The 22,263-nt window shown below is 33.0% G+C and carries 15 protein-coding genes and 1 pseudogene; 15 read left to right on the top strand and 1 reads right to left on the bottom strand.

What is annotated here, in order from left to right:
- The first annotated feature begins 9 nt into the window (after positions 1-9).
- The 7 genes from PG913_RS09635 to PG913_RS09605 all read left to right on the top strand — a co-directional run bounded on the left by PG913_RS09635 (position 10) and on the right by PG913_RS09605 (position 16,411).
- A complete protein-coding gene (locus PG913_RS09635; protein ID WP_271230527.1) occupies positions 10-924 on the top strand; it encodes a PorP/SprF family type IX secretion system membrane protein in 915 nt (304 codons plus the stop codon).
- A gap of 16 nt (positions 925-940) precedes the next feature.
- On the top strand, positions 941-1,765 hold the full coding sequence (locus PG913_RS09630) for a hypothetical protein (RefSeq protein ID WP_271230526.1): 825 nt from the start codon (positions 941-943) through the stop codon (positions 1,763-1,765).
- Positions 1,766-1,779: 14 nt separating this feature from the next.
- Positions 1,780-2,889: an OmpA family protein gene (locus tag PG913_RS09625; RefSeq protein ID WP_271230525.1), complete on the top strand. Its 1,110-nt coding sequence runs from the start codon at positions 1,780-1,782 to the stop codon at positions 2,887-2,889.
- 445 nt (positions 2,890-3,334) lie between these two features.
- Positions 3,335-13,525: an Ig-like domain-containing protein gene (locus tag PG913_RS09620; RefSeq protein ID WP_271230524.1), complete on the top strand. Its 10,191-nt coding sequence runs from the start codon at positions 3,335-3,337 to the stop codon at positions 13,523-13,525.
- A gap of 10 nt (positions 13,526-13,535) precedes the next feature.
- The gene (locus tag PG913_RS09615; protein WP_271230523.1) at positions 13,536-14,450 is read left to right on the top strand and encodes a PorP/SprF family type IX secretion system membrane protein; all 915 of its coding nucleotides are present in this window, start codon (positions 13,536-13,538) and stop codon (positions 14,448-14,450) included.
- 16 nt (positions 14,451-14,466) lie between these two features.
- Positions 14,467-14,712, top strand: a complete 246-nt coding sequence (locus PG913_RS09610) for a hypothetical protein (RefSeq protein WP_271230522.1) — start codon at positions 14,467-14,469, stop codon at positions 14,710-14,712.
- 43 nt (positions 14,713-14,755) lie between these two features.
- Positions 14,756-16,411: an OmpA family protein gene (locus tag PG913_RS09605; protein WP_271230521.1), complete on the top strand. Its 1,656-nt coding sequence runs from the start codon at positions 14,756-14,758 to the stop codon at positions 16,409-16,411.
- Positions 16,412-16,478: 67 nt separating this feature from the next.
- On the opposite strand, the gene PG913_RS09600 is transcribed toward PG913_RS09605, so the two are convergent.
- A complete protein-coding gene (locus PG913_RS09600; RefSeq protein WP_271230520.1) occupies positions 16,479-17,222 on the bottom strand; it encodes a helix-turn-helix domain-containing protein in 744 nt (247 codons plus the stop codon).
- Between the two features lie 178 nt (positions 17,223-17,400).
- Here PG913_RS09600 and PG913_RS09595 point away from each other — a divergent pair, with 178 nt between their 5' ends.
- The 8 genes and pseudogenes from PG913_RS09595 to PG913_RS09560 all read left to right on the top strand — a co-directional run.
- A complete protein-coding gene (locus PG913_RS09595) occupies positions 17,401-17,796 on the top strand; it encodes a type III secretion system chaperone family protein (protein ID WP_271230519.1) in 396 nt (131 codons plus the stop codon).
- 42 nt (positions 17,797-17,838) lie between these two features.
- Positions 17,839-18,537, top strand: coding sequence for a PspA/IM30 family protein (locus PG913_RS09590; protein ID WP_271230518.1), 699 nt, complete (start codon positions 17,839-17,841; stop codon positions 18,535-18,537).
- 164 nt (positions 18,538-18,701) lie between these two features.
- Positions 18,702-19,253, top strand: coding sequence for a DUF4178 domain-containing protein (locus PG913_RS09585; protein ID WP_271230517.1), 552 nt, complete (start codon positions 18,702-18,704; stop codon positions 19,251-19,253).
- Positions 19,254-19,289: 36 nt separating this feature from the next.
- On the top strand, positions 19,290-20,084 hold the full coding sequence (locus PG913_RS09580; protein WP_271230516.1) for a hypothetical protein: 795 nt from the start codon (positions 19,290-19,292) through the stop codon (positions 20,082-20,084).
- Positions 20,085-20,102: 18 nt separating this feature from the next.
- A complete protein-coding gene (locus PG913_RS09575; protein ID WP_271230515.1) occupies positions 20,103-20,972 on the top strand; it encodes a DUF350 domain-containing protein in 870 nt (289 codons plus the stop codon).
- Positions 20,960-21,778 carry a hypothetical protein gene (locus tag PG913_RS09570; protein ID WP_271230514.1) on the top strand — a complete coding sequence of 273 codons (819 nt, stop codon included), beginning with the start codon at positions 20,960-20,962 and terminating at the stop codon, positions 21,776-21,778. Before PG913_RS09575 ends, PG913_RS09570 begins: the two co-directional genes overlap by 13 nt.
- On the top strand, positions 21,759-21,986 hold the full coding sequence (locus PG913_RS09565) for a spermine/spermidine synthase domain-containing protein (RefSeq protein WP_271230513.1): 228 nt from the start codon (positions 21,759-21,761) through the stop codon (positions 21,984-21,986). The genes PG913_RS09570 and PG913_RS09565 overlap by 20 nt, the downstream gene beginning before the upstream one ends.
- A pseudogene (locus tag PG913_RS09560) lies at positions 21,940-22,263 on the top strand (spermine/spermidine synthase domain-containing protein); the annotation flags it as partial. The gene PG913_RS09565 and the pseudogene PG913_RS09560, both read left to right, overlap by 47 nt.

Genomic DNA, 22,263 nt, shown 5'->3' with positions numbered 1-22,263 from the left:
AAAAGCGATATGAAAATTAAATATTCAATATTATTAATTCTATTCGTTGTAATAGGAATTAATGCACAACAAGATCCACAGTACACACAGTATATGTATAACACAATGACCGTAAACCCTGCTTATGCAGGGTCTAACGGACATCGTATCATAAATTTATTAGGACGAACTCAATGGGTTGGAGTAGATGGAGCACCAGATTCTCAAACCTTAAGTTATGATACTCCGCTAGGATATAGTGGTGTTGGTTTAGGAGTAAATTTAACAAATGATAGAATCGGTCCATCCAATGAAATTTATTTAGATATTAATGGATCTTATACAATTCGAACTAGTGATGACGGAAATTTATCATTTGGATTAAAATTAGGAGGTCGTCATTTAAATGTAGATTGGAGTAAGGGAAGATATCAACATGGAGATGATAAAAACTTAGGTAATAATATCAATAAGTTTTTACCAACAGTTGGAGCAGGATTGTATTATTATACAAGTAATTGGTATTTAGGAGCAGCGATTCCAAACTTTATAAGTACCGAACATTATGACGATGTTCAAAAAGGAGGAAGTGTTGCCGAAGAGCGTTTACACTTATTTTTAATAGCAGGATATGTATTCGATTTAAGTGAAAGCATCAAATTTAAACCAGCAGTTTTAAGTAAAGCAGTAAAAGGAGCTCCTTTATCAATAGATGTTTCAGCTAACTTTTTATTCAATGAAAAATTTACAGCAGGATTGGCTTGGAGATGGGATGATTCTATTAGTGCGTTGTTAGGATTTCAAGCAAATAAAAGCTTATATTTAGGATTAGCTTATGATTTAACGAATTCAAATTATAGTAATTATAACTCAGGTACTTATGAAGTAATGCTGCGTTATGAGATGTTTAAAGAGCAAGCTTTAAAGTCACCAAGATTCTTTTAACAAAAAAAATAGCAACATGAAAAACACACTATACATATTAATTTTATTGATAAGTAGCTCTATTTTTGGTCAACGAAAATATGCTGCGAATCGTTACTTTAAGGAATTTGCATACAAAAAATCATCAGAATTATATCAATCAATTAATGATAAAGGCGATGATTCATATTTAGTTTTAAGTCGCTTAGGAGATTCATATTATCATAATTTTGAATTAACAAAAGCAGAAGATAGCTATCGTAAATTAATGGCTTCTCATGAGTCAGTAGCTTTATCAAAGCATTTATTCAGGTACTCACAAGTTTTAAAAAGTAATGGTAAGAATTCAGAATCAGATAAATGGTTACTGAAGTTAAAAACAAAAAATGGTACTGATAGCCGAGTTGCAGCTTTAGAGAATAATTCGAATTATTTTGTAGAATATTCGAATAAAGCAAAGACTTATATTAATATTCATAATTTATCGAGTAATACTAAGTATTCTGATTTTGGCGGATTTATTTATGAAGATGATTTTTATTTTGCATCGACAAGTCCAAAAACAGATAAGGATAAAAAATTATACAAATGGAATAAACAACCTTATTTGAATATCTATAAAGCGAAGCAAAAAGATATCAAAGATAAAAAGACATTAGATGTCGAGAAAAAAACGATGTTGTCAGATTTAAGTTCAAAGTATCATGATTCAAATATAATTATGACAAAAGATGGTAATAGAGCTTATTTTACAAGAGATAATTATGATGGAAAACGATTAAAAGGAGATAAAAATGAAGTATCTCATTTAAAGCTTTATAGTGCCGATAAAATAGATGATTCAATGGAAAAATGTAACTGAATTACCATTTAATAGTGATTCATTTTCAATGTGGTCATGCAGCTTTAAGTTCAGATGAGAAAACGTTGTATTTTGTATCAGATATGCCAAATGGATTTGGAGCTACAGATATTTATAAAGTTTCTGTTTTAGAAAATAATACTTTTGGTACACCAGAAAATTTAGGACGAACTATTAATACCGAAGGACGCGAAATGTTTCCGTTTGTAGGAAGTGATGATATATTATATTTTGCATCAGATGGTCATTTAGGATTAGGAGCTTTGGATGTTTTTGAATCACAAATAGAAGCAGGAGTTTATACTAATCCAGTAAATTTAGGAGCTCCAATCAATGGATCTTCAGATGACTTTGCATTTGTAATAAATGATGCTCATAGTTATGGATTCTTTTCCTCAAACCGAAAAAGTGGTCTAGGCGATGATGATATTTATAGTTTTAGTATCTATAAATGTAAGGAAGATGTCAAAGGAATTATTACAGATTCACGAACAGGAGTACCAATACAGAATGCAGCAGTTCAATTAATGGATGAAAAAGGAGCGGTTATTTTAGAGCAAAAGACAGGACGAACAGGCGCTTATTTATTTGAAAAAATGGATTGTGAAAAGAAGTTTGTAGTTGTAGCATCAAAAGAAAATTACAGGAACAAGAATAAAGATACCGAAACATTAGATATCAATAAAGAAGTAGTTGTAGCGAATCTTAGTTTAGAATCATTAATAGTTAAAGATCAGATAGTAATTAATCCAATTTATTTTGATTTTGATTTATCAAATATTCGCGAAGATGCAGAGTATGAATTAGAACATATTGTAACAGTAATGAAATCGAATGTTGATTTAGTTATCAAAATAGAATCGCATACTGATAGTAGAGGTTCAAAGAATTACAACAGAAGTTTATCAGATAGGAGAGCAAAATCAACAAGAGATTATTTAATATCACGAGGGATTTCATCAGAAAGGATAGAAAGTGCAATTGGATTTGGCGAAGATAATTTATTAAATAATTGTGATGATGCTAATAGTAGTCAATGTACTGAGGCTGAACATCAAAAAAACAGACGTTCTTATTTTTACATTGTAAAAGGAAACAAGAATAAAGTAAAAGTGAATAATTAATACGATTTATTTTAGGTTTATAAAAAAAACACGAAGCATTTGCTTCGTGTTTTTTGTTTTATTTTTTTTAAAACTTTTAAAGTATTGCTCTTTAATGTTATTAAATTGTAATTTAATTTATTCTTATTTTTTTGTTTTTTTTTGAATCTTTAGTGAAAAGGTTTTTTTGTGTGTTATTATTTAATAAAATTAGTTGTTTTTTGAGTATTTATTCCTATTTTTAGTAAAAAATAATACTTATTGTATTTTTTTGAAATCAAAAATGTTAAACAAAAAAATATACTTAATAATCAGTATATTATAAATTTAATTAAATTAGCTCATTATATAAATTAACTTTTTGCTATAAGTTAATTTATATAATGGTTAATAAATATTAATCTTATTTACGGTACTTATCATTTTTTAAAGATGATACAGAAGTTTAATTTTAAAAATTTTTTTTATGGAGAATTATTACTATTTAATTAAAAACAAAGTGTTGTTAAAAAGCTATTTTGTAGCTTTTTTAATAGCAGCTTTTATGCTGATGCCTTCTTTGGTATCCGCCCAATGTGCTAATGGAAGCTATGATGAAATTCAGTATGCAACAGGTGGTTCTGCAACTAATGCTTTAGGAGCTCCTAATGGTACTGAACAATCACACTGGTATAGTATCCCGGATTTAGAGTATACAGATACCTTTAGTGGTGATGCTGTTATTGTAATAATAGCTAGGTTAAGAAATGATTATGCTCATGCAGTTGGTTCAACATATAATATTTCATTTAGTACAGATGGTTCTACTTATACGACGGCTGTAACACTAACAGATGTGTTTCCAGATGTTGATTTACCAATATCAACAGATTATGTTGAACTTACATATACTATCCCTTCATCAGTAACAGATTTATATAAATATATTAGATTAGGTGTAGGTGTTAGTGGAGATGGAGGGTTAGCATCTTATATAGATGCAGTAGCAGTCGAAACACCAACCTGTTATACTTGTGAAGCAGGTGCTGATGCTCCTGTTTTAGGCGTAAATAAAGGCGGAGGAAGTCCTGCATTTGATTTAACATCAGTAATGAGTGGAGCTGGCCCTTCGGGGACTTCAGTAAGTTGGCATACAGCTACTCCAGCAACTACGATAAATTTAGTGACAACACCATCTAGTGCAGGAATAGGTGTTTATTATGCGGCTTATTATCATGCTGGCTCTGATTGTTATAGTTACTATACATCAGTCTTTAATGTGATAGCAGATAATGATAATGATGGTATTGAAGACATTATAGATGTAGATGATGACAATGATGGTATTTTAGATATTATTGAATGTCCTACGTCAGATTTTTTTATAAGTGGAAATTTTAATTATACAGATACCGAATTACCTGGTAAAATTATAGGGCGTGATGGTGTAACAGAGTTTAAAGATAGAATAAATGGAGTAGATTTTAATGGTACAACAGGTAGTACAGGTATGTATGAAGGTTGGAATTTTGATTTCGGAACACCAGACTGGTCAGAAGGACAATATTTAGCAGGTTCCGATCCAAATGATCCAAGGTTAGGGTCTCCTAATATGTATAATATAAATGTAAAACCGTCTGGTAATGGAGGTACTTTTGTTATTTTTTCATTAAGTGGAGAAGGATTAGAAAATGAAATAACGACTCTAACAATTGGTAAGACTTATCAAATGGAATTTGAAATGGGTTCTTTACCTAGTTATAGAAATCACCCAGCAGCATACTCATATGATCCTACACAAATAGTTTATGGTTTTGTTGATGGTGGGTCTGGTACAGGTGCAAATGTTTTATATGAAACACCTCTTGATACTACGATATATCCTTTCCCTGCTACAACACCAGATGTATCAGAAGAATGGGATCCACATTGGAAAAAATACCGTATTGTATTTGAAGCTACATCAACAACAGTTAAATATAGATTTCAGTTAAATAATGAAACTGTAATAGTCGTAGATGGTTTTTCTTTAAGAGAGATAGACGATTCATGTACAAATGATACAAATACAAATTCAGATGGAGATAGCTGTAGTGACTCTATTGAAGCAGGAATTGACGTTGCTAATTTAACAGGAACAGTAGGAGATAATGGTTTATATGATGCTTTAGAAACAGCACCAGATTCTGGTATTCTTACAACACCTGCAGATGTTAGTACTTTTCCTTATGATGGAGGTGTACAAGCACCAGCTTGTTCGGTATGTACTTCCCCTGATGATAGTTTAGCGGTTAGTGATGATTCTATTTGCCCAACAGCTACAGGAACTATAACATTAACAAGTGCTCAAGTAGGTGTTACATATCAATTACGTTTAGACAGTAATGATAGTAATGTCGGAGCATCTCAAGTAGGAGCAGGAGCTGATTTAACTTTTAATGTAACACCAGCCTCAACAACTGTTTATAATTTATATGCGGTTGATGGAGCTTGTAATGTTGAATTAACAGATAAATCAACAGTAACAGTAAATATAACACCAAGTGCACCAGCAGCAACGGATGTAGATCCAACATGTGCTGTAGCAACAGGAAGTGTAAGTGTAACGAGTCCAGTAGGAACATCAACATATACATTAACAGGAACAGCGCCAGTAGTAGCAGCTCAAACGGGAACAAGTTTTTCAAGTTTAGCATCTGGTACGTATAGTTTAACAGAGACGAATGCAGCTGGATGTATCTCAGCAGCAACTACAATTACTATAGATGCGCAACCAGCAACACCAAGTGTACCAGCAGCAACGGATGTAGATCCAACATGTGCTGTAGCAACAGGAAGTGTAAGTGTAACGAGTCCAGTAGGAACATCAACATATACATTAACAGGAACAGCGCCAGTAGTAGCAGCTCAAACGGGAACAAGTTTTTCAAGTTTAGCATCTGGTACGTATAGTTTAACAGAGACGAATGCAGCTGGATGTATCTCAGCAGCAACTACAATTACTATAGATGCGCAACCAGCAACACCAAGTGTACCAGCAGTAACGGATGTAGATCCAACATGTGCTGTAGCAACAGGAAGTGTAAGTGTAACGAGTCCAGTAGGAACATCAACATATACATTAACAGGAACAGCGCCAGTAGTAGCAGCTCAAACGGGAACAAGTTTTTCAAGTTTAGCATCTGGTACGTATAGTTTAACAGAGACGAATGCAGCTGGATGTATCTCAGCAGCAACTACAATTACTATAGATGCGCAACCAGCAACACCAAGTGCACCAGCAGCAACGGATGTAGATCCAACATGTGCTGTAGCAACAGGAAGTGTAAGTGTAACGAGTCCAGTAGGAACATCAACATATACATTAACAGGAACAGCGCCAGTAGTAGTAGCTCAAACAGGTACAAGTTTTACGACTTTAGCAGCTGGTACGTATAGTTTAACAGAGACGAATGCAGCTGGATGTATCTCAGCAGCAACTACAATTACTATAGATGCGCAACCAGCAACACCAAGTGCACCAGCAGCAACGGATGTAGATCCAACATGTGCTGTAGCAACAGGAAGTGTAAGTGTAACGAGTCCAGTAGGAACATCAACATATACATTAACAGGAACAGCGCCAGTAGTAGCAGCTCAAACGGGAACAAGTTTTTCAAGTTTAGCATCTGGTACGTATAGTTTAACAGAGACGAATGCAGCTGGATGTACTTCTCCAGCCTTATCAATAACTATTGATACGCAACCAAACTGTCCACCAGTAGCACAAGATGATACAGCAAGTACAACAGTTGATGCCTTAGTAAATTTAGATGTTTTAGCATCTAACGGAAATGGCGTTGATGCTGATGCAGATAATGATCCTTTAACAATTACAGATATCAATGGAACTACTCCAGTTGTAGGAACAGCAATATCAGTAACAGGAGGAACGGTAACATTATTAGCAAATGGAACATTAGATATCCAACCTGATGGAACAGGAGCTGCAATTACTTTCCCATATACTATTAGTGATGGAAATGGCGGAACAGATACAGCGAATGTTGATGTATCAATCGGAAATACAGCACCAGTAGCACAAGATGATACAGCAAGTACAACAGTTGATGCCTTAGTAAATTTAGATGTTTTAGCATCTAACGGAAATGGCGTTGATGCTGATGCAGACAATGATCCTTTAACAATTACAGATATCAATGGAACTACTCCAGTTGTAGGAACAGCAATATCAGTAACAGGAGGAACGGTAACATTATTAGCAAATGGAACATTAGATATCCAACCTGATGGAACAGGAGCTGCAATTACTTTCCCATATACTATTAGTGATGGAAATGGCGGGACAGATACAGCGAATGTTGATGTATCAATCGGAAATACAGCACCAGTAGCACAAGATGATACAGCAAGTACAACAGTTGATGCTTTAGTAAATTTAGATGTTTTAGCATCTAACGGAAATGGCGTTGATGCTGATGCAGATAATGATCCTTTAACAATTACAGATATCAATGGAACTACTCCAGTTGTAGGAACAGCAATATCAGTAACAGGAGGAACGGTAACATTATTAGCAAATGGAACATTAGATATCCAACCTGATGGAACAGGAGCTGCAATTACTTTCCCATATACTATTAGTGATGGAAATGGCGGAACAGATACAGCGAATGTTGATGTATCAATCGGAAATACAGCACCAGTAGCACAAGATGATACAGCAAGTACAACAGTTGATGCCTTAGTAAATTTAGATGTTTTAGCATCTAACGGAAATGGCGTTGATGTTGATGCAGATAATGATCCTTTAACAATTACAGATATCAATGGAACTACTCCAGTTGTAGGAACAGCAATATCAGTAACAGGAGGAACGGTAACATTATTAGCAAATGGAACATTAGATATCCAACCTGATGGAACAGGAGCTGCAATTACTTTCCCATATACTATTAGTGATGGAAATGGCGGAACAGATACAGCGAATGTTGATGTATCAATCGGAAATACAGCACCAGTAGCACAAGATGATACAGCAAGTACAACAGTTGATGCTTTAGTCAATTTAGATGTTTTAGCATCTAACGGAAATGGCGTTGATGCTGATGCAGATAATGATCCTTTAACAATTACAGATATCAATGGAACTACTCCAGTTGTAGGAACAGCAATATCAGTAACAGGAGGAACGGTAACATTATTAGCAAATGGAACATTAGATATCCAACCTGATGGAACAGGAGCTGCAATTACTTTCCCATATACTATTAGTGATGGAAATGGCGGAACAGATACAGCGAATGTTGATGTATCAATCGGAAATACAGCACCAGTAGCACAAGATGATACAGTAAGTACAACAGTTGATGCTTTAGTAAATTTAGATGTTTTAGCATCTAACGGAAATGGCGTTGATGCTGATGCAGATAATGATCCTTTAACAATTACAGATATCAATGGAACTACTCCAGTTGTAGGAACAGCAATATCAGTAACAGGAGGAACGGTAACATTATTAGCAAATGGAACATTAGATATCCAACCTGATGGAACAGGAGCTGCAATTACTTTCCCATATACTATTAGTGATGGAAATGGCGGAACAGATACAGCGAATGTTGATGTATCAATCGGAAATACAGCACCAGTAGCACAAGATGATACAGCAAGTACAACAGTTGATGCCTTAGTAAATTTAGATGTTTTAGCATCTAACGGAAATGGCGTTGATGCTGATGCAGACAATGATCCTTTAACAATTACAGATATCAATGGAACTACTCCAGTTGTAGGAACAGCAATATCAGTAACAGGAGGAACGGTAACATTATTAGCAAATGGAACATTAGATATCCAACCTGATGGAACAGGAGCTGCAATTACTTTCCCATATACTATTAGTGATGGAAATGGCGGAACAGATACAGCGAATGTTGATGTATCAATCGGAAATACAGCACCAGTAGCACAAGATGATACAGCAAGTACAACAGTTGATGCCTTAGTAAATTTAGATGTTTTAGCATCTAACGGAAATGGCGTTGATGCTGATGCAGACAATGATCCTTTAACAATTACAGATATCAATGGAACTACTCCAGTTGTAGGAACAGCAATATCAGTAACAGGAGGAACGGTAACATTATTAGCAAATGGAACATTAGATATCCAACCTGATGGAACAGGAGCTGCAATTACTTTCCCATATACTATTAGTGATGGAAATGGCGGGACAGATACAGCGAATGTTGATGTATCAATCGGAAATACAGCACCAGTAGCACAAGATGATACAGCAAGTACAACAGTTGATGCCTTAGTAAATTTAGATGTTTTAGCATCTAACGGAAATGGCGTTGATGCTGATGCAGACAATGATCCTTTAACAATTACAGATATCAATGGAACTACTCCAGTTGTAGGAACAGCAATATCAGTAACAGGAGGAACGGTAACATTATTAGCAAATGGAACATTAGATATCCAACCTGATGGAACAGGAGCTGCAATTACTTTCCCATATACTATTAGTGATGGAAATGGCGGGACAGATACAGCGAATGTTGATGTATCAATCGGAAATACAGCACCAGTAGCACAAGATGATACAGCAAGTACAACAGTTGATGCTTTAGTAAATTTAGATGTTTTAGCATCTAACGGAAATGGCGTTGATGCTGATGCAGATAATGATCCTTTAACAATTACAGATATCAATGGAACTACTCCAGTTGTAGGAACAGCAATATCAGTAACAGGAGGAACGGTAACATTATTAGCAAATGGAACATTAGATATCCAACCTGATGGAACAGGAGCTGCAATTACTTTCCCATATACTATTAGTGATGGAAATGGCGGAACAGATACAGCGAATGTTGATGTATCAATCGGAAATACAGCACCAGTAGCACAAGATGATACAGCAAGTACAACAGTTGATGCCTTAGTAAATTTAGATGTTTTAGCATCTAACGGAAATGGCGTTGATGTTGATGCAGATAATGATCCTTTAACAATTACAGATATCAATGGAACTACTCCAGTTGTAGGAACAGCAATATCAGTAACAGGAGGAACGGTAACATTATTAGCAAATGGAACATTAGATATCCAACCTGATGGAACAGGAGCTGCAATTACTTTCCCATATACTATTAGTGATGGAAATGGCGGAACAGATACAGCGAATGTTGATGTATCAATCGGAAATACAGCACCAGTAGCACAAGATGATACAGCAAGTACAACAGTTGATGCTTTAGTCAATTTAGATGTTTTAGCATCTAACGGAAATGGCGTTGATGCTGATGCAGATAATGATCCTTTAACAATTACAGATATCAATGGAACTACTCCAGTTGTAGGAACAGCAATATCAGTAACAGGAGGAACGGTAACATTATTAGCAAATGGAACATTAGATATCCAACCTGATGGAACAGGAGCTGCAATTACTTTCCCATATACTATTAGTGATGGAAATGGCGGAACAGATACAGCGAATGTTGATGTATCAATCGGAAATACAGCACCAGTAGCACAAGATGATACAGTAAGTACAACAGTTGATGCTTTAGTAAATTTAGATGTTTTAGCATCTAACGGAAATGGCGTTGATGCTGATGCAGATAATGATCCTTTAACAATTACAGATATCAATGGAACTACTCCAGTTGTAGGAACAGCAATATCAGTAACAGGAGGAACGGTAACATTATTAGCAAATGGAACATTAGATATCCAACCTGATGGAACAGGAGCTGCAATTACTTTCCCATATACTATTAGTGATGGAAATGGCGGAACAGATACAGCGAATGTTGATGTATCAATCGGAAATACAGCACCAGTAGCACAAGATGATACAGCAAGTACAACAGTTGATGCCTTAGTAAATTTAGATGTTTTAGCATCTAACGGAAATGGCGTTGATGCTGATGCAGACAATGATCCTTTAACAATTACAGATATCAATGGAACTACTCCAGTTGTAGGAACAGCAATATCAGTAACAGGAGGAACGGTAACATTATTAGCAAATGGAACATTAGATATCCAACCTGATGGAACAGGAGCTGCAATTACTTTCCCATATACTATTAGTGATGGAAATGGCGGGACAGATACAGCGAATGTTGATGTATCAATCGGAAATACAGCACCAGTAGCACAAGATGATACAGCAAGTACAACAGTTGATGCCTTAGTAAATTTAGATGTTTTAGCATCTAACGGAAATGGCGTTGATGTTGATGCAGACAATGATCCTTTAACAATTACAGATATCAATGGAACTACTCCAGTTGTAGGAACAGCAATATCAGTAACAGGAGGAACGGTAACATTATTAGCAAATGGAACATTAGATATCCAACCTGATGGAACAGGAGCTGCAATTACTTTCCCATATACTATTAGTGATGGAAATGGCGGGACAGATACAGCGAATGTTGATGTATCAATCGGAAATACAGCACCAGTAGCACAAGATGATACAGCAAGTACAACAGTTGATGCCTTAGTAAATTTAGATGTTTTAGCATCTAACGGAAATGGCGTTGATGTTGATGCAGACAATGATCCTTTAACAATTACAGATATCAATGGAACTACTCCAGTTGTAGGAACAGCAATATCAGTAACAGGAGGAACGGTAACATTATTAGCAAATGGAACATTAGATATCCAACCTGATGGAACAGGAGCTGCAATTACTTTCCCATATACTATTAGTGATGGAAATGGCGGAACAGATACAGCGAATGTTGATGTATCAATCGGAAATACAGCACCAGTAGCACAAGATGATACAGCAAGTACAACAGTTGATGCCTTAGTAAATTTAGATGTTTTAGCATCTAACGGAAATGGCGTTGATGCTGATGCAGACAATGATCCTTTAACAATTACAGATATCAATGGAACTACTCCAGTTGTAGGAACAGCAATATCAGTAACAGGAGGAACGGTAACATTATTAGCAAATGGAACATTAGATATCCAACCTGATGGAACAGGAGCTGCAATTACTTTTCCATATACTATTAGTGATGGAAATGGCGGAACAGATACAGCGAATGTTGATGTATCAATCGGAAATACAGCACCAGTAGCACAAGATGATACAGCAAGTACAACAGTTGATGCCTTAGTAAATTTAGATGTTTTAGCATCTAACGGAAATGGCGTTGATGCTGATGCAGACAATGATCCTTTAACAATTACAGATATCAATGGAACTACTCCAGTTGTAGGAACAGCAATATCAGTAACAGGAGGAACGGTAACATTATTAGCAAATGGAACATTAGATATCCAACCTGATGGAACAGGAGCTGCAATTACTTTCCCATATACTATTAGTGATGGAAATGGCGGAACAGATACAGCGAATGTTGATGTATCAATCGGAAATACAGCACCAGTAGCACAAGATGATACAGCAAGTACAACAGTTGATGCCTTAGTAAATTTAGATGTTTTAGCATCTAACGGAAATGGCGTTGATGCTGATGCAGATAATGATCCTTTAACAATTACAGATATCAATGGAACTACTCCAGTTGTAGGAACAGCAATATCAGTAACAGGAGGAACGGTAACATTATTAGCAAATGGAACATTAGATATCCAACCTGATGGAACAGGAGCTGCAATTACTTTCCCATATACTATTAGTGATGGAAATGGCGGAACAGATACAGCGAATGTTGATGTATCAATCGGAAATACAGCACCAGTAGCACAAGATGATACAGCAAGTACAACGATTGATGCTTTAGTCAATGTAGATGTTTTAGCAGATAACGATAATGGCGTTGATGCTGATGTAGATAATGATCCTTTAACAATTACAGATATCAATGGAACTATTCCAGTTGTAGGAACAGCAATATCAGTAACAGGAGGAACGGTAACATTATTAGCAAATGGAACATTAGATATCCAACCTGATGGAACAGGAACAGAAATTACTTTCCCATATACTATTAGTGATGGAAACGGAGGAACTGATACTGCAGATATTGATGTAAAAATTGAGTTACCTAATACTATAACTGCTATTGATGATAATTATACTTCAACACCTATAACGATAGGAAATGATACTCCATCAGTAACAATTAATGATATATTAAATGGAATACCAGTTACTTTAGGAACAGGAGTAGGAGAAGTATCATTGTTACCAGATCCAAATGGAACTAATAATGATGGGTTTACTTTTAATTCAGATGGAACTATAAGTATAGGTTTAGATGTAGAAGGAGGAACTCATGTTTTAGAATATCAAATTTGTGAAAATGGTGCATTACCTATCAACTGTAAGATAGCAACAGTTACTATTTTAGTAAATACAGATACAAATCCACGTGGTACACCATATAATATTATGACACCAGATAACGATGGAGATAATGATGCTTTTTTCATCTCATGTATTGACAAGCCAGAATATGCCAAGAATACTGTAGAGATTTTTAATAGATGGGGAAATACCGTTTATAAAGCTTCAGGATATAATAATGAAAGTGTAGCCTTTACAGGGATATCAAATGGACGATCAACCATTAGTGTTGATGAGAAATTACCACCAGGAACTTATTATTATGTTATCGATTTAGGAGATGGTTCAAAACCAAAAGTAGGATGGTTATACATTAATAGATAAAAAAAGCGATATGAAAATTAGATATTCAATACTATTAATTCTATGTGTAATAGCCGGAATTAATGCACAACAAGATCCGCAGTACACCCAATATATGTACAATACAATGACCGTAAACCCTGCTTATGCAGGGTCCAACGGACACAGTATTATTAATTTACTAGGAAGAACCCAATGGGTTGGTGTCGATGGAGCACCAGATTCACAAACTTTAAGTTATGACACTCCGCTAGGATATAGCGGTGTTGGTTTAGGAGTCAATTTAACGAATGATAGAATAGGTCCAGCGAGTGAAGTATTTTTAGATATCAATGGATCTTATACAATTCGAACCAGTGATGAAGGAAATTTAGCTTTTGGATTAAAACTAGGAGGTCGTCATTTAAATGTAGATTGGAGTAAGGGAAGATATCAACATGGAGATGATAAAAACTTAGGTAATAATATCAATAAGTTTTTACCAACAGTTGGAGCAGGATTGTATTATTATACAAGTAATTGGTATTTAGGAGCAGCGATTCCAAACTTTATAAGTACTGAACATTATGATGATGTTAAAGGTGGCGGAAGTGTTGCTGAAGAACGTTTACATTTATTCTTAATAGCAGGATATGTATTCGATTTAAGTGAAAGCATCAAATTTAAACCAGCAGTTTTAGCTAAGGCAGTAAACGGAGCGCCATTATCAATAGATGTATCCGGAAACTTTTTGTTCAATGAGAAATTTACGGCAGGTTTGGCTTGGCGTTGGGATGATTCAATCAGTGCATTGTTAGGTTTTCAGGCAAGTAAAAGTTTGTATTTAGGGTTTGCTTACGATTTAACAAATTCAAATTATAGTAATTATAACTCAGGAACTTATGAAGTAATGTTGCGATATGATATGTTTAAAGAGCAAGCATTGAAATCACCAAGATTCTTTTAATATAAAAACTAGGAAAATGAAAAACATACTATACATATTAATCCTATTGTTAAGTACTGCAAGTTTCGGTCAACGAAAATATGCAGCTGATAGGTACTTTAAAGAATTTGCATATAAAAAATCTGGAGAACTTTATCAATCGATTCATGATAAAGGAGATGATTCATATTTAGTTTTAAGTAGGTTAGGCGATTCCCATTATTTTAATTTCGAATTAGCTAAGGCAGAAGAAAACTATAAAAAACTGATGAGTCTTCACTGAAGAAATCGCTTCCTCAGAACATTTATTTAGATATGCTCAAGTTTTGAAAAGTAACGGAAAAAATGAGGAATCAGATAAATGGTTACTGAAATTAAAATCAAAAAATGGGACAGATAGCCGTGTTGCTTCTTTAGAGAATAATTCGAATTATTTTGTAGAATATTCAAATAAAGAAAAAACATATATCAATATTCATAATTTATCAAGTAATACTAAGTATTCTGATTTTGGAGGATTTATTTATGAAGATGATTTCTATTTTGCATCGACAAGTCCAAAAACAGATAAGGATAAGAAATTATACAAATGGAATAAACAACCTTATTTGAATATCTATAAAGCGAAGCAAAAAGACATCAAAGAGAAGAAGATTTTAGATGTCGAGAAGAAAACGATGCTAGAGGATTTAAGTTCAAAATATCATGAGTCTAATATTATTATTACAAAAAACGGTAAGAAAGCTTATTTTACTCGAGATAATTATGATGGAAAAAGGTTAAAAGGAGATAAAAATGAAGTATCTCATTTAAAACTTTATAGTGCAGATAAAATAGGCGAATTATGGGGTAATGTAATTGAGTTGTCATTTAATAGTGATTCATTTTCACGTGGTCATGCCGCTTTAAGTTCAGATGAAAAAACATTGTACTTTGTATCAGATATGCCAAATGGATTTGGAGCAACCGATATTTATAAAGTATCAATTTTAGAAAATAATACGTTTAGTCAGCCGAAAAATTTAGGACGTACTATTAATACGGAAGGACGTGAAATGTTTCCGTTTGTAGGAAGTGATGATGTATTATATTTTGCATCAGATGGTCATTTAGGATTAGGAGCTTTGGATGTTTTTGAATCACAAATAGAAGCAGGAGTTTATACTAACCCTGTAAATTTAGGAGCACCAGTAAATGGATCTTCAGATGACTTTGCATTTGTAATAAATGATGCTCATAGTTATGGATTCTTTTCCTCAAACCGAAAAAGTGGTCTAGGCGATGATGATATTTATAGTTTTAGTATTTATAAATGTAAGGAAGACGTTAAAGGAATTATTACTGATTCACGAACAGGAGCTCCAATACAGAATGCAGTAGTTCAATTAATGGATGAAAAAGGAGCTGTTATTTTAGAGCAAAAAACAGGACGAACAGGCGCTTATTTATTTGAAAAAATGGATTGTGAAAAGAAGTTTGTAGTAGTAGCATCTAAAGAAAATTACAGAAACAAGAATAAAGATACAGAGACACTAGATATCAATAAAGAAGTAGTAGTTGCTAATCTTAATTTAGAATCATTAATAGTTAAAGATCAGATAGTAATTAATCCTATTTATTTTGATTTTGATTTATCAAATATTCGCGAAGATGCTGAATACGAATTAGAACATATCGTAACTGTTATGAAAGCAAATGTTGATTTAGTTATCAAAATAGAATCACATACCGATAGTCGAGGATCAAAAACATACAATAGAAGTTTATCAGATAGAAGAGCGAAATCAACAAGAGATTATTTAATATCAAGAGGAATTTCATCAGATAGGATAGCAAGTGCAATTGGATTTGGAGAGGATAGTTTATTAAATAATTGTGATGATGCTAATAGTAGCAAATGTACTGAGGCTGAACATCAAAAAAATAGACGTTCTTATTTTTACATTGTCAAAGGAAATACTAATGTAAAAGTGAATAATTAATCACATTTATATTTTTAACATGAATAAAAAACACGAAGCAATTGCTTCGTGTTTTTTTGTTTAAAGATTATTTTAATGACAACCGTTTTAGTTCGGTATTTAATTGGTTTAATTGATTTTCTAATTTTGAATTGAATTTTGGATATTGTTTTAAAAATACATAAGAAACTTTCCAAAAATGGATGTCAGTTCCATAAGGGATATTTATCGGAGCGATATTTATATGATCGGCTAATAAATGATAACCTGTATCTGTAGTGTTATAACGTCTGATAAATAACGTATCATTTGCCAATACAGTTACTACATCTCCTTTAATTAAATCATCAGCAATAGTGCTTTCACCAACTACAACATCACCAGGAAATAAACCTTCCTCATTAGAAACCATAAATAAATCCTGTACTGTAAATGCTAATAATGGAGCATTTGCTGTTACGGGCATTCTAATAAGAGGTAAGGATTGATAGCTTTCTGTGGTTTTAAAATCATCGATAAACATTTTACTGTTTAATGAGTTTACAAAAGGAATATCAGTAAAACTAGCTTTTACAACTTGATTGATATCTGTAGTAATGATTTCGTTAAAGCTTAATAATTGATTAACTGTAATGTTTTTTGTTAGAATATCATCTATCGATATGCTAAAGTAATTAGCAACTTTTATGATGGTGTCAATTTTTGGTTCGCTTCTTTTTTCTTCGTAAGCACCTAGAGTTCCTCTTTTTAAAGAAAATATGTCTGCAAAAGCTTGTTGGCTAAGTCCTTTTACGCTTCTTATTTTTTTAATATTTTTTCCGAAAAACGACATGATGTGCTAATTTTATTTGCAGATTACTTAAATATGATTATATTTGACAGACCAAAAGTACTAAAATTAGCAAACTAAAATTACAGAATAGCTGGATATTCTAAAATTATTAGCAATAATCCTGAGAAACTAAAAAACACTTAATAAGTTTAAGAAATTTTGTAAAAGAATAAAATAGATGAAAAAACAATTTAACATTATTAAAAATTACTTACTTGAGTTAAATTACAATATTACTCATGAAGATAAAAAAGAAGGTATTTTGATGATTCAAAATCAAGATGAAGGTATTGATAATTTGATTATTGGAATTGCAAATCCAGTTTTAATTATTGAACAATATATCTTCAAAATCACAAATCCTGATGAAAATATTTTTCAACAATTATTACAAAAAAATAGAGACATCGTTCATGGTGCTTTTGTTTTAGATGAAACAGGTACGAAAGTGATTTTTAGAGATACGCTACAAATTGAAAACCTTGATTTAAACGAATTGGAAGGTTCTATAAATTCTTTGAGTTTATTATTAAGTGAATATTCAGAAAACATCATTCAGTTTTCTAAAGCATAATTAAAAATACAAATTAACACACACACACTAAAAAAACATATTATGAATATCTTTAGAAGATTATTTAATGTAGGAAAAGCAGAAGCAAACTCTGCAATTGACAAAATGGAAAACCCTATCAAAATGACAGAGCAGGGTATTAAGGACATTAAAAATGACTTAACAGAAGCGATGGAAGGTCTTGCGCAGGTAAAAGCCATGTTAATTCGTTCTACAAATGATAAAACACAGTTCGAAACAAAAGCCAAAGATTATCAAAATAAGGCAATGTTGATTTTACAAAAAGCTGGAAAAGGAGAGCTTACTGCTGAAAATGCAGATCGTTTAGCAACGGAAGCTTTAGTTAAAAAAGAAGAAAATACAGAACACGTTAATCGTTGTACTATTGAGGTTACTAATTTTTCGAAATCGGTTTCTCAATTAGAAACCAATGTTAATAGTTTGAGAAATAACATCAGTAAATGGGAAAATGAATTAAAAACCCTTAAAGCTCGTGTAAAAGTTTCGAAAGCAACCAAGAATTTAAACAAACAAATGGCGGCAATCGATAGTTCTAGTACTGTAAATATGCTAGAAAAAATGAAAGAAAAAGTATCCGAAGAAGAAGCTTTAGCCGAAGCTTATGGAGATATTGCTAACGAATCGAAAAGTATCGATGAAGAACTTGATAAAGCTTTAGGTTCTAAAAAAACAAGTGCAGCAAGCAATCTTGAAGAGTTAAAAAAACAAATGGGATTGTAAAATTATTTAAAAGTAATTATCAATAATTTCATTTGATAAAATAAGCTCTTCTTTTAATAAAGAAGAGCTTATTTGTTAAAAAAGGTTACATTAAAATAATTTAATGAATATCATTAAGTTGTTACTTAACAAAATTTATTTAGTTTTATAAAAAATAATACAACATGGGAATATTTGATTTTTTAAAGAAAAAAGAACCAGAAAGACATTTTGATCCGACTAATATTACGATTAGAGATTTAGGAAAAGGATATATTTTTGAATATGCCATAGAAACTTGGACAGTTACAGCTTTGTTTGAATATGATTGGGGAGATGATTATTTTACTCGTGAATTTGTTATCAAAAATGGAACTACGGAAAAGTTTTTACATCTTGAAGATGATGGAGGTTTAGTAGTTACTTTATCAGAAAAAATAAAACTAAGAAAATTAGGCGAAACGGTTTGTGATTATATTGATGAAAATCAAAAACCACCTAAAAAAATTGATTTTGAAGGAACTCGTTATTTTTTAGATGAAAAATCACCAGGTTTTTGTAAAGAATTAGATGCTTCAGAGTGGGAAGAATTAATTTCTTACGATTATTTAGACGAAGATGAACAAAAAACACTTTGTATAGAACAGTACGGAGAAGATGAATTTGAGGTAACTAAAGGGATTATTATTAGTGAACTTGCTGTTTCTAATATATTACCTGTTGCAGATACTTATTAATATTAAAATACTAAATTTGGTATCAAATTAATTACAATGAAAATATTCCAAACATTAATTATTTCAAGCATACTACTACTTATAGTTTCTTGTGGAGCAGAACGAAAAAAGTACCTTAAATCTCCTTTAGATGAAATTATTACTACTTATATTGATGTAGAAAATTACAGTGTTATTTTAACAGATATGGATTATAAAGAAGATAGCGATGCTTATTTTCATAAATATAAAATCATCCTTGAAAAAAATAATAAAACAACTAAACCGACTGAAGATGATTTTGATATAAAGCGTACTGATTGGAAAAAAGTTTCTGCAATCACTTTTGAAGAGCATCAAAAAGATTTAGGAATGACCGTTTTATCAAAGAAAAATGGTGTTTTAGATAAAAAATCGACTCCTGCAGGTTATAATAATTATGTAGGTAATCAAAAATACGGAAGCTGGGAAAGACAAAGTAACGGTTCGTCTTTTTGGGCATTTTATGGACAGTATCATTTTATGAGTAGCCTTTTAGGTGGGTCTAATCGTTACGGAAGAAATGATTATGACCATTATCGAACTAATAACCGAGGAAGAACTAGTTATTACGGAAGAAATAATACGTACGGAACATCATCAACAGGAAATACTAGTAGTACTTGGAATTCTAAACCTCAATCATTTAAAGATAAGGTAAGAACCAACGTAAAACGAAGTGCTACTTCTTTAAGGTCGAAAGGATATAGTTCTAGTAAAAGTTATGGAAGTTCTAGCCGAACTACACGAAATAGCAACAGATATAGTAGTTCAAGTTCTTCTCGCTCTAGAAGTGGAGGATATGGTAAATAAACTTACAAAATTATTATTATGGAAAAATATATAAATATTATAGAAATATATCATTCATTAGGATATATTATAAGTGGATTTATCATTTTTATCCTTGGAAAAATAGCGTATAAAATGCTAAATCCGAAGATTAATATTCAAGATGAATTAGTTGAAAAAGATAATTTTGCATTTATTATTTCTTATGTCGGATATTTTACTGCCTTAATTATTGTTATTGGCGGTGCTATTATTGGCGAAAGTTATGGTTTTATAACTGATATTCAGCATATTTTTATCTACGGAATAATTGCTATAGCGTTATTGCTTTTATCTGTTTGGATTAGCAATAAAGTAATTTTAAATAAATTCGATTTAAAGAAAGAAATTATTACTGATGAAAATGAAGGTGCAGGTGTTATTGAAGCATCAATTTATATTGCAAACGGACTTATTTTATATGGTGCTTTAATTGGTGAATCGGAAACATTAATATCAGGTATTTTAACTTTTTTAATTTATTGGATTATAGGAAATATAGTCCTTGTAATCGGTTCTAAAGTGTTTATTGCTTGGATGGGTTATGATATTCATAATGAAATAGAAAAAGACAATGTTGCCGCTGGAGTTAGTTTTTCGGGCGCTATACTTGCCATTGGAATTATCACAATGAATGCAATTTTAGACCCATTTTTAGACTGGACAACAACGCTTATCGATATTAGTTTACAAACATTATTAGGCTGTTTATTATTGCCAATAATGCGTCTTTTTGCTGATAAAATTTTATTACCAGGAAGAAAACTTACAGATGAAATTATCAATCAAGAAAAACCAAATATTGGTGCAGGTTTAATGGAAGCTTTTGCTTACATCGGTGCTGCGATATTAATTACATGGAGTATTTAAAACAGAATTCTTTTGTATTAAAAGCTGCTATTTTTGCCACAGGATTTGCAGGAATAGTAGCCGAATATACCTTATCTACCTTAGCAACTTATTTTATTGGAAATTCAATTTTTCAGTGGACGATGATTGTTTCGCTGATGCTTTTTTGTACGGGTTTAGGAAGTCGATTGAGTAAATTAATCAAAAAAAACTTAATTCAAAATTTTTTAATCTTAGAAATATCACTTTCTTTAATTGTGGCATTTTCTTCAGTTTTGGTTTATACCTTGGCTTCGGTAAGTGATTATTATGGATTTGTTATTTATTCTTTAAGTATGCTTATTGGTTTACTGATTGGGTTAGAAATTCCGTTAGTTGTTCGGATAAATAAAGAATATGAAGATTTAAAAAGTAATATCTCCTCTATTTTAGAAAAAGATTATTACGGAAGTCTTATCGGAGGTGTATTTTTTGCTTTTATTGGTCTGCCGATATTAGGTTTAGCATACACGCCTTTTGTGTTAGGAATCATTAATTTTTTAGTTGCGTTAATTGTTTTTTATCGATTTAAAGAAAAGATAAATAAGCGTAAAATTATTCGTTTAAAAACTGTTTTAATCGTTGTTTTTGGACTTTTAATTACGGGTATTTCTTTTACAAAACCGATTATTCAATGGGGAGAACAAAAAAAATATAAAGATAAAGTTATTTATTCTGAACAAACAAAATATCAGAATATTGTAGTAACCGAATGGAAAAATGAACATTGGTTATACTTAAACGGAAACTTACAATTTTGTTCTATTGATGAAAAAATGTATCACTGAACCGTTGGTGCATCCGATTATGCAATTACATCCAAATCCGCAACGAATATTAATTCTTGGTGGTGGCGATGGTTGTGCTGTTCGTGAAATATTAAAATATCCGACTGTTGAAAAAATTGATATGGTCGATTTAGACCCGAAAATGACCGATTTAGGATTAAATCATTCTGTATTACAGAAAATCAACAAAAAAAGCACTGAAAAATGATAAACTTAGCATTTTTAACAAAGATGCTTATATTCATTTAGAGCAAAATAAAACGGATTTTTATGATATCATTATTATTGATTTACCAGACCCTAGAAACATTGAATTAGGAAGATTATATTCACATGAATTTTATTCACTTTGTAACAGAAAATTAAGACCTAACGGATTAATTATCACTCAAGCAGGAAGTCCGTATTTTGCAACAAATGCCTATAATTGTATTGATAAAACAATAAGATCTGCTGATTTTAATACGGTAAAACTTCATAATCAA

It is taken from the genome of Tenacibaculum pacificus (assembly GCF_027941775.1).
In the GTDB taxonomy this organism is placed as follows: Bacteria; Bacteroidota; Bacteroidia; order Flavobacteriales; family Flavobacteriaceae; genus Polaribacter; species Polaribacter pacificus_A.
This window is presented reverse-complemented; position numbering and strand designations above follow the sequence as displayed.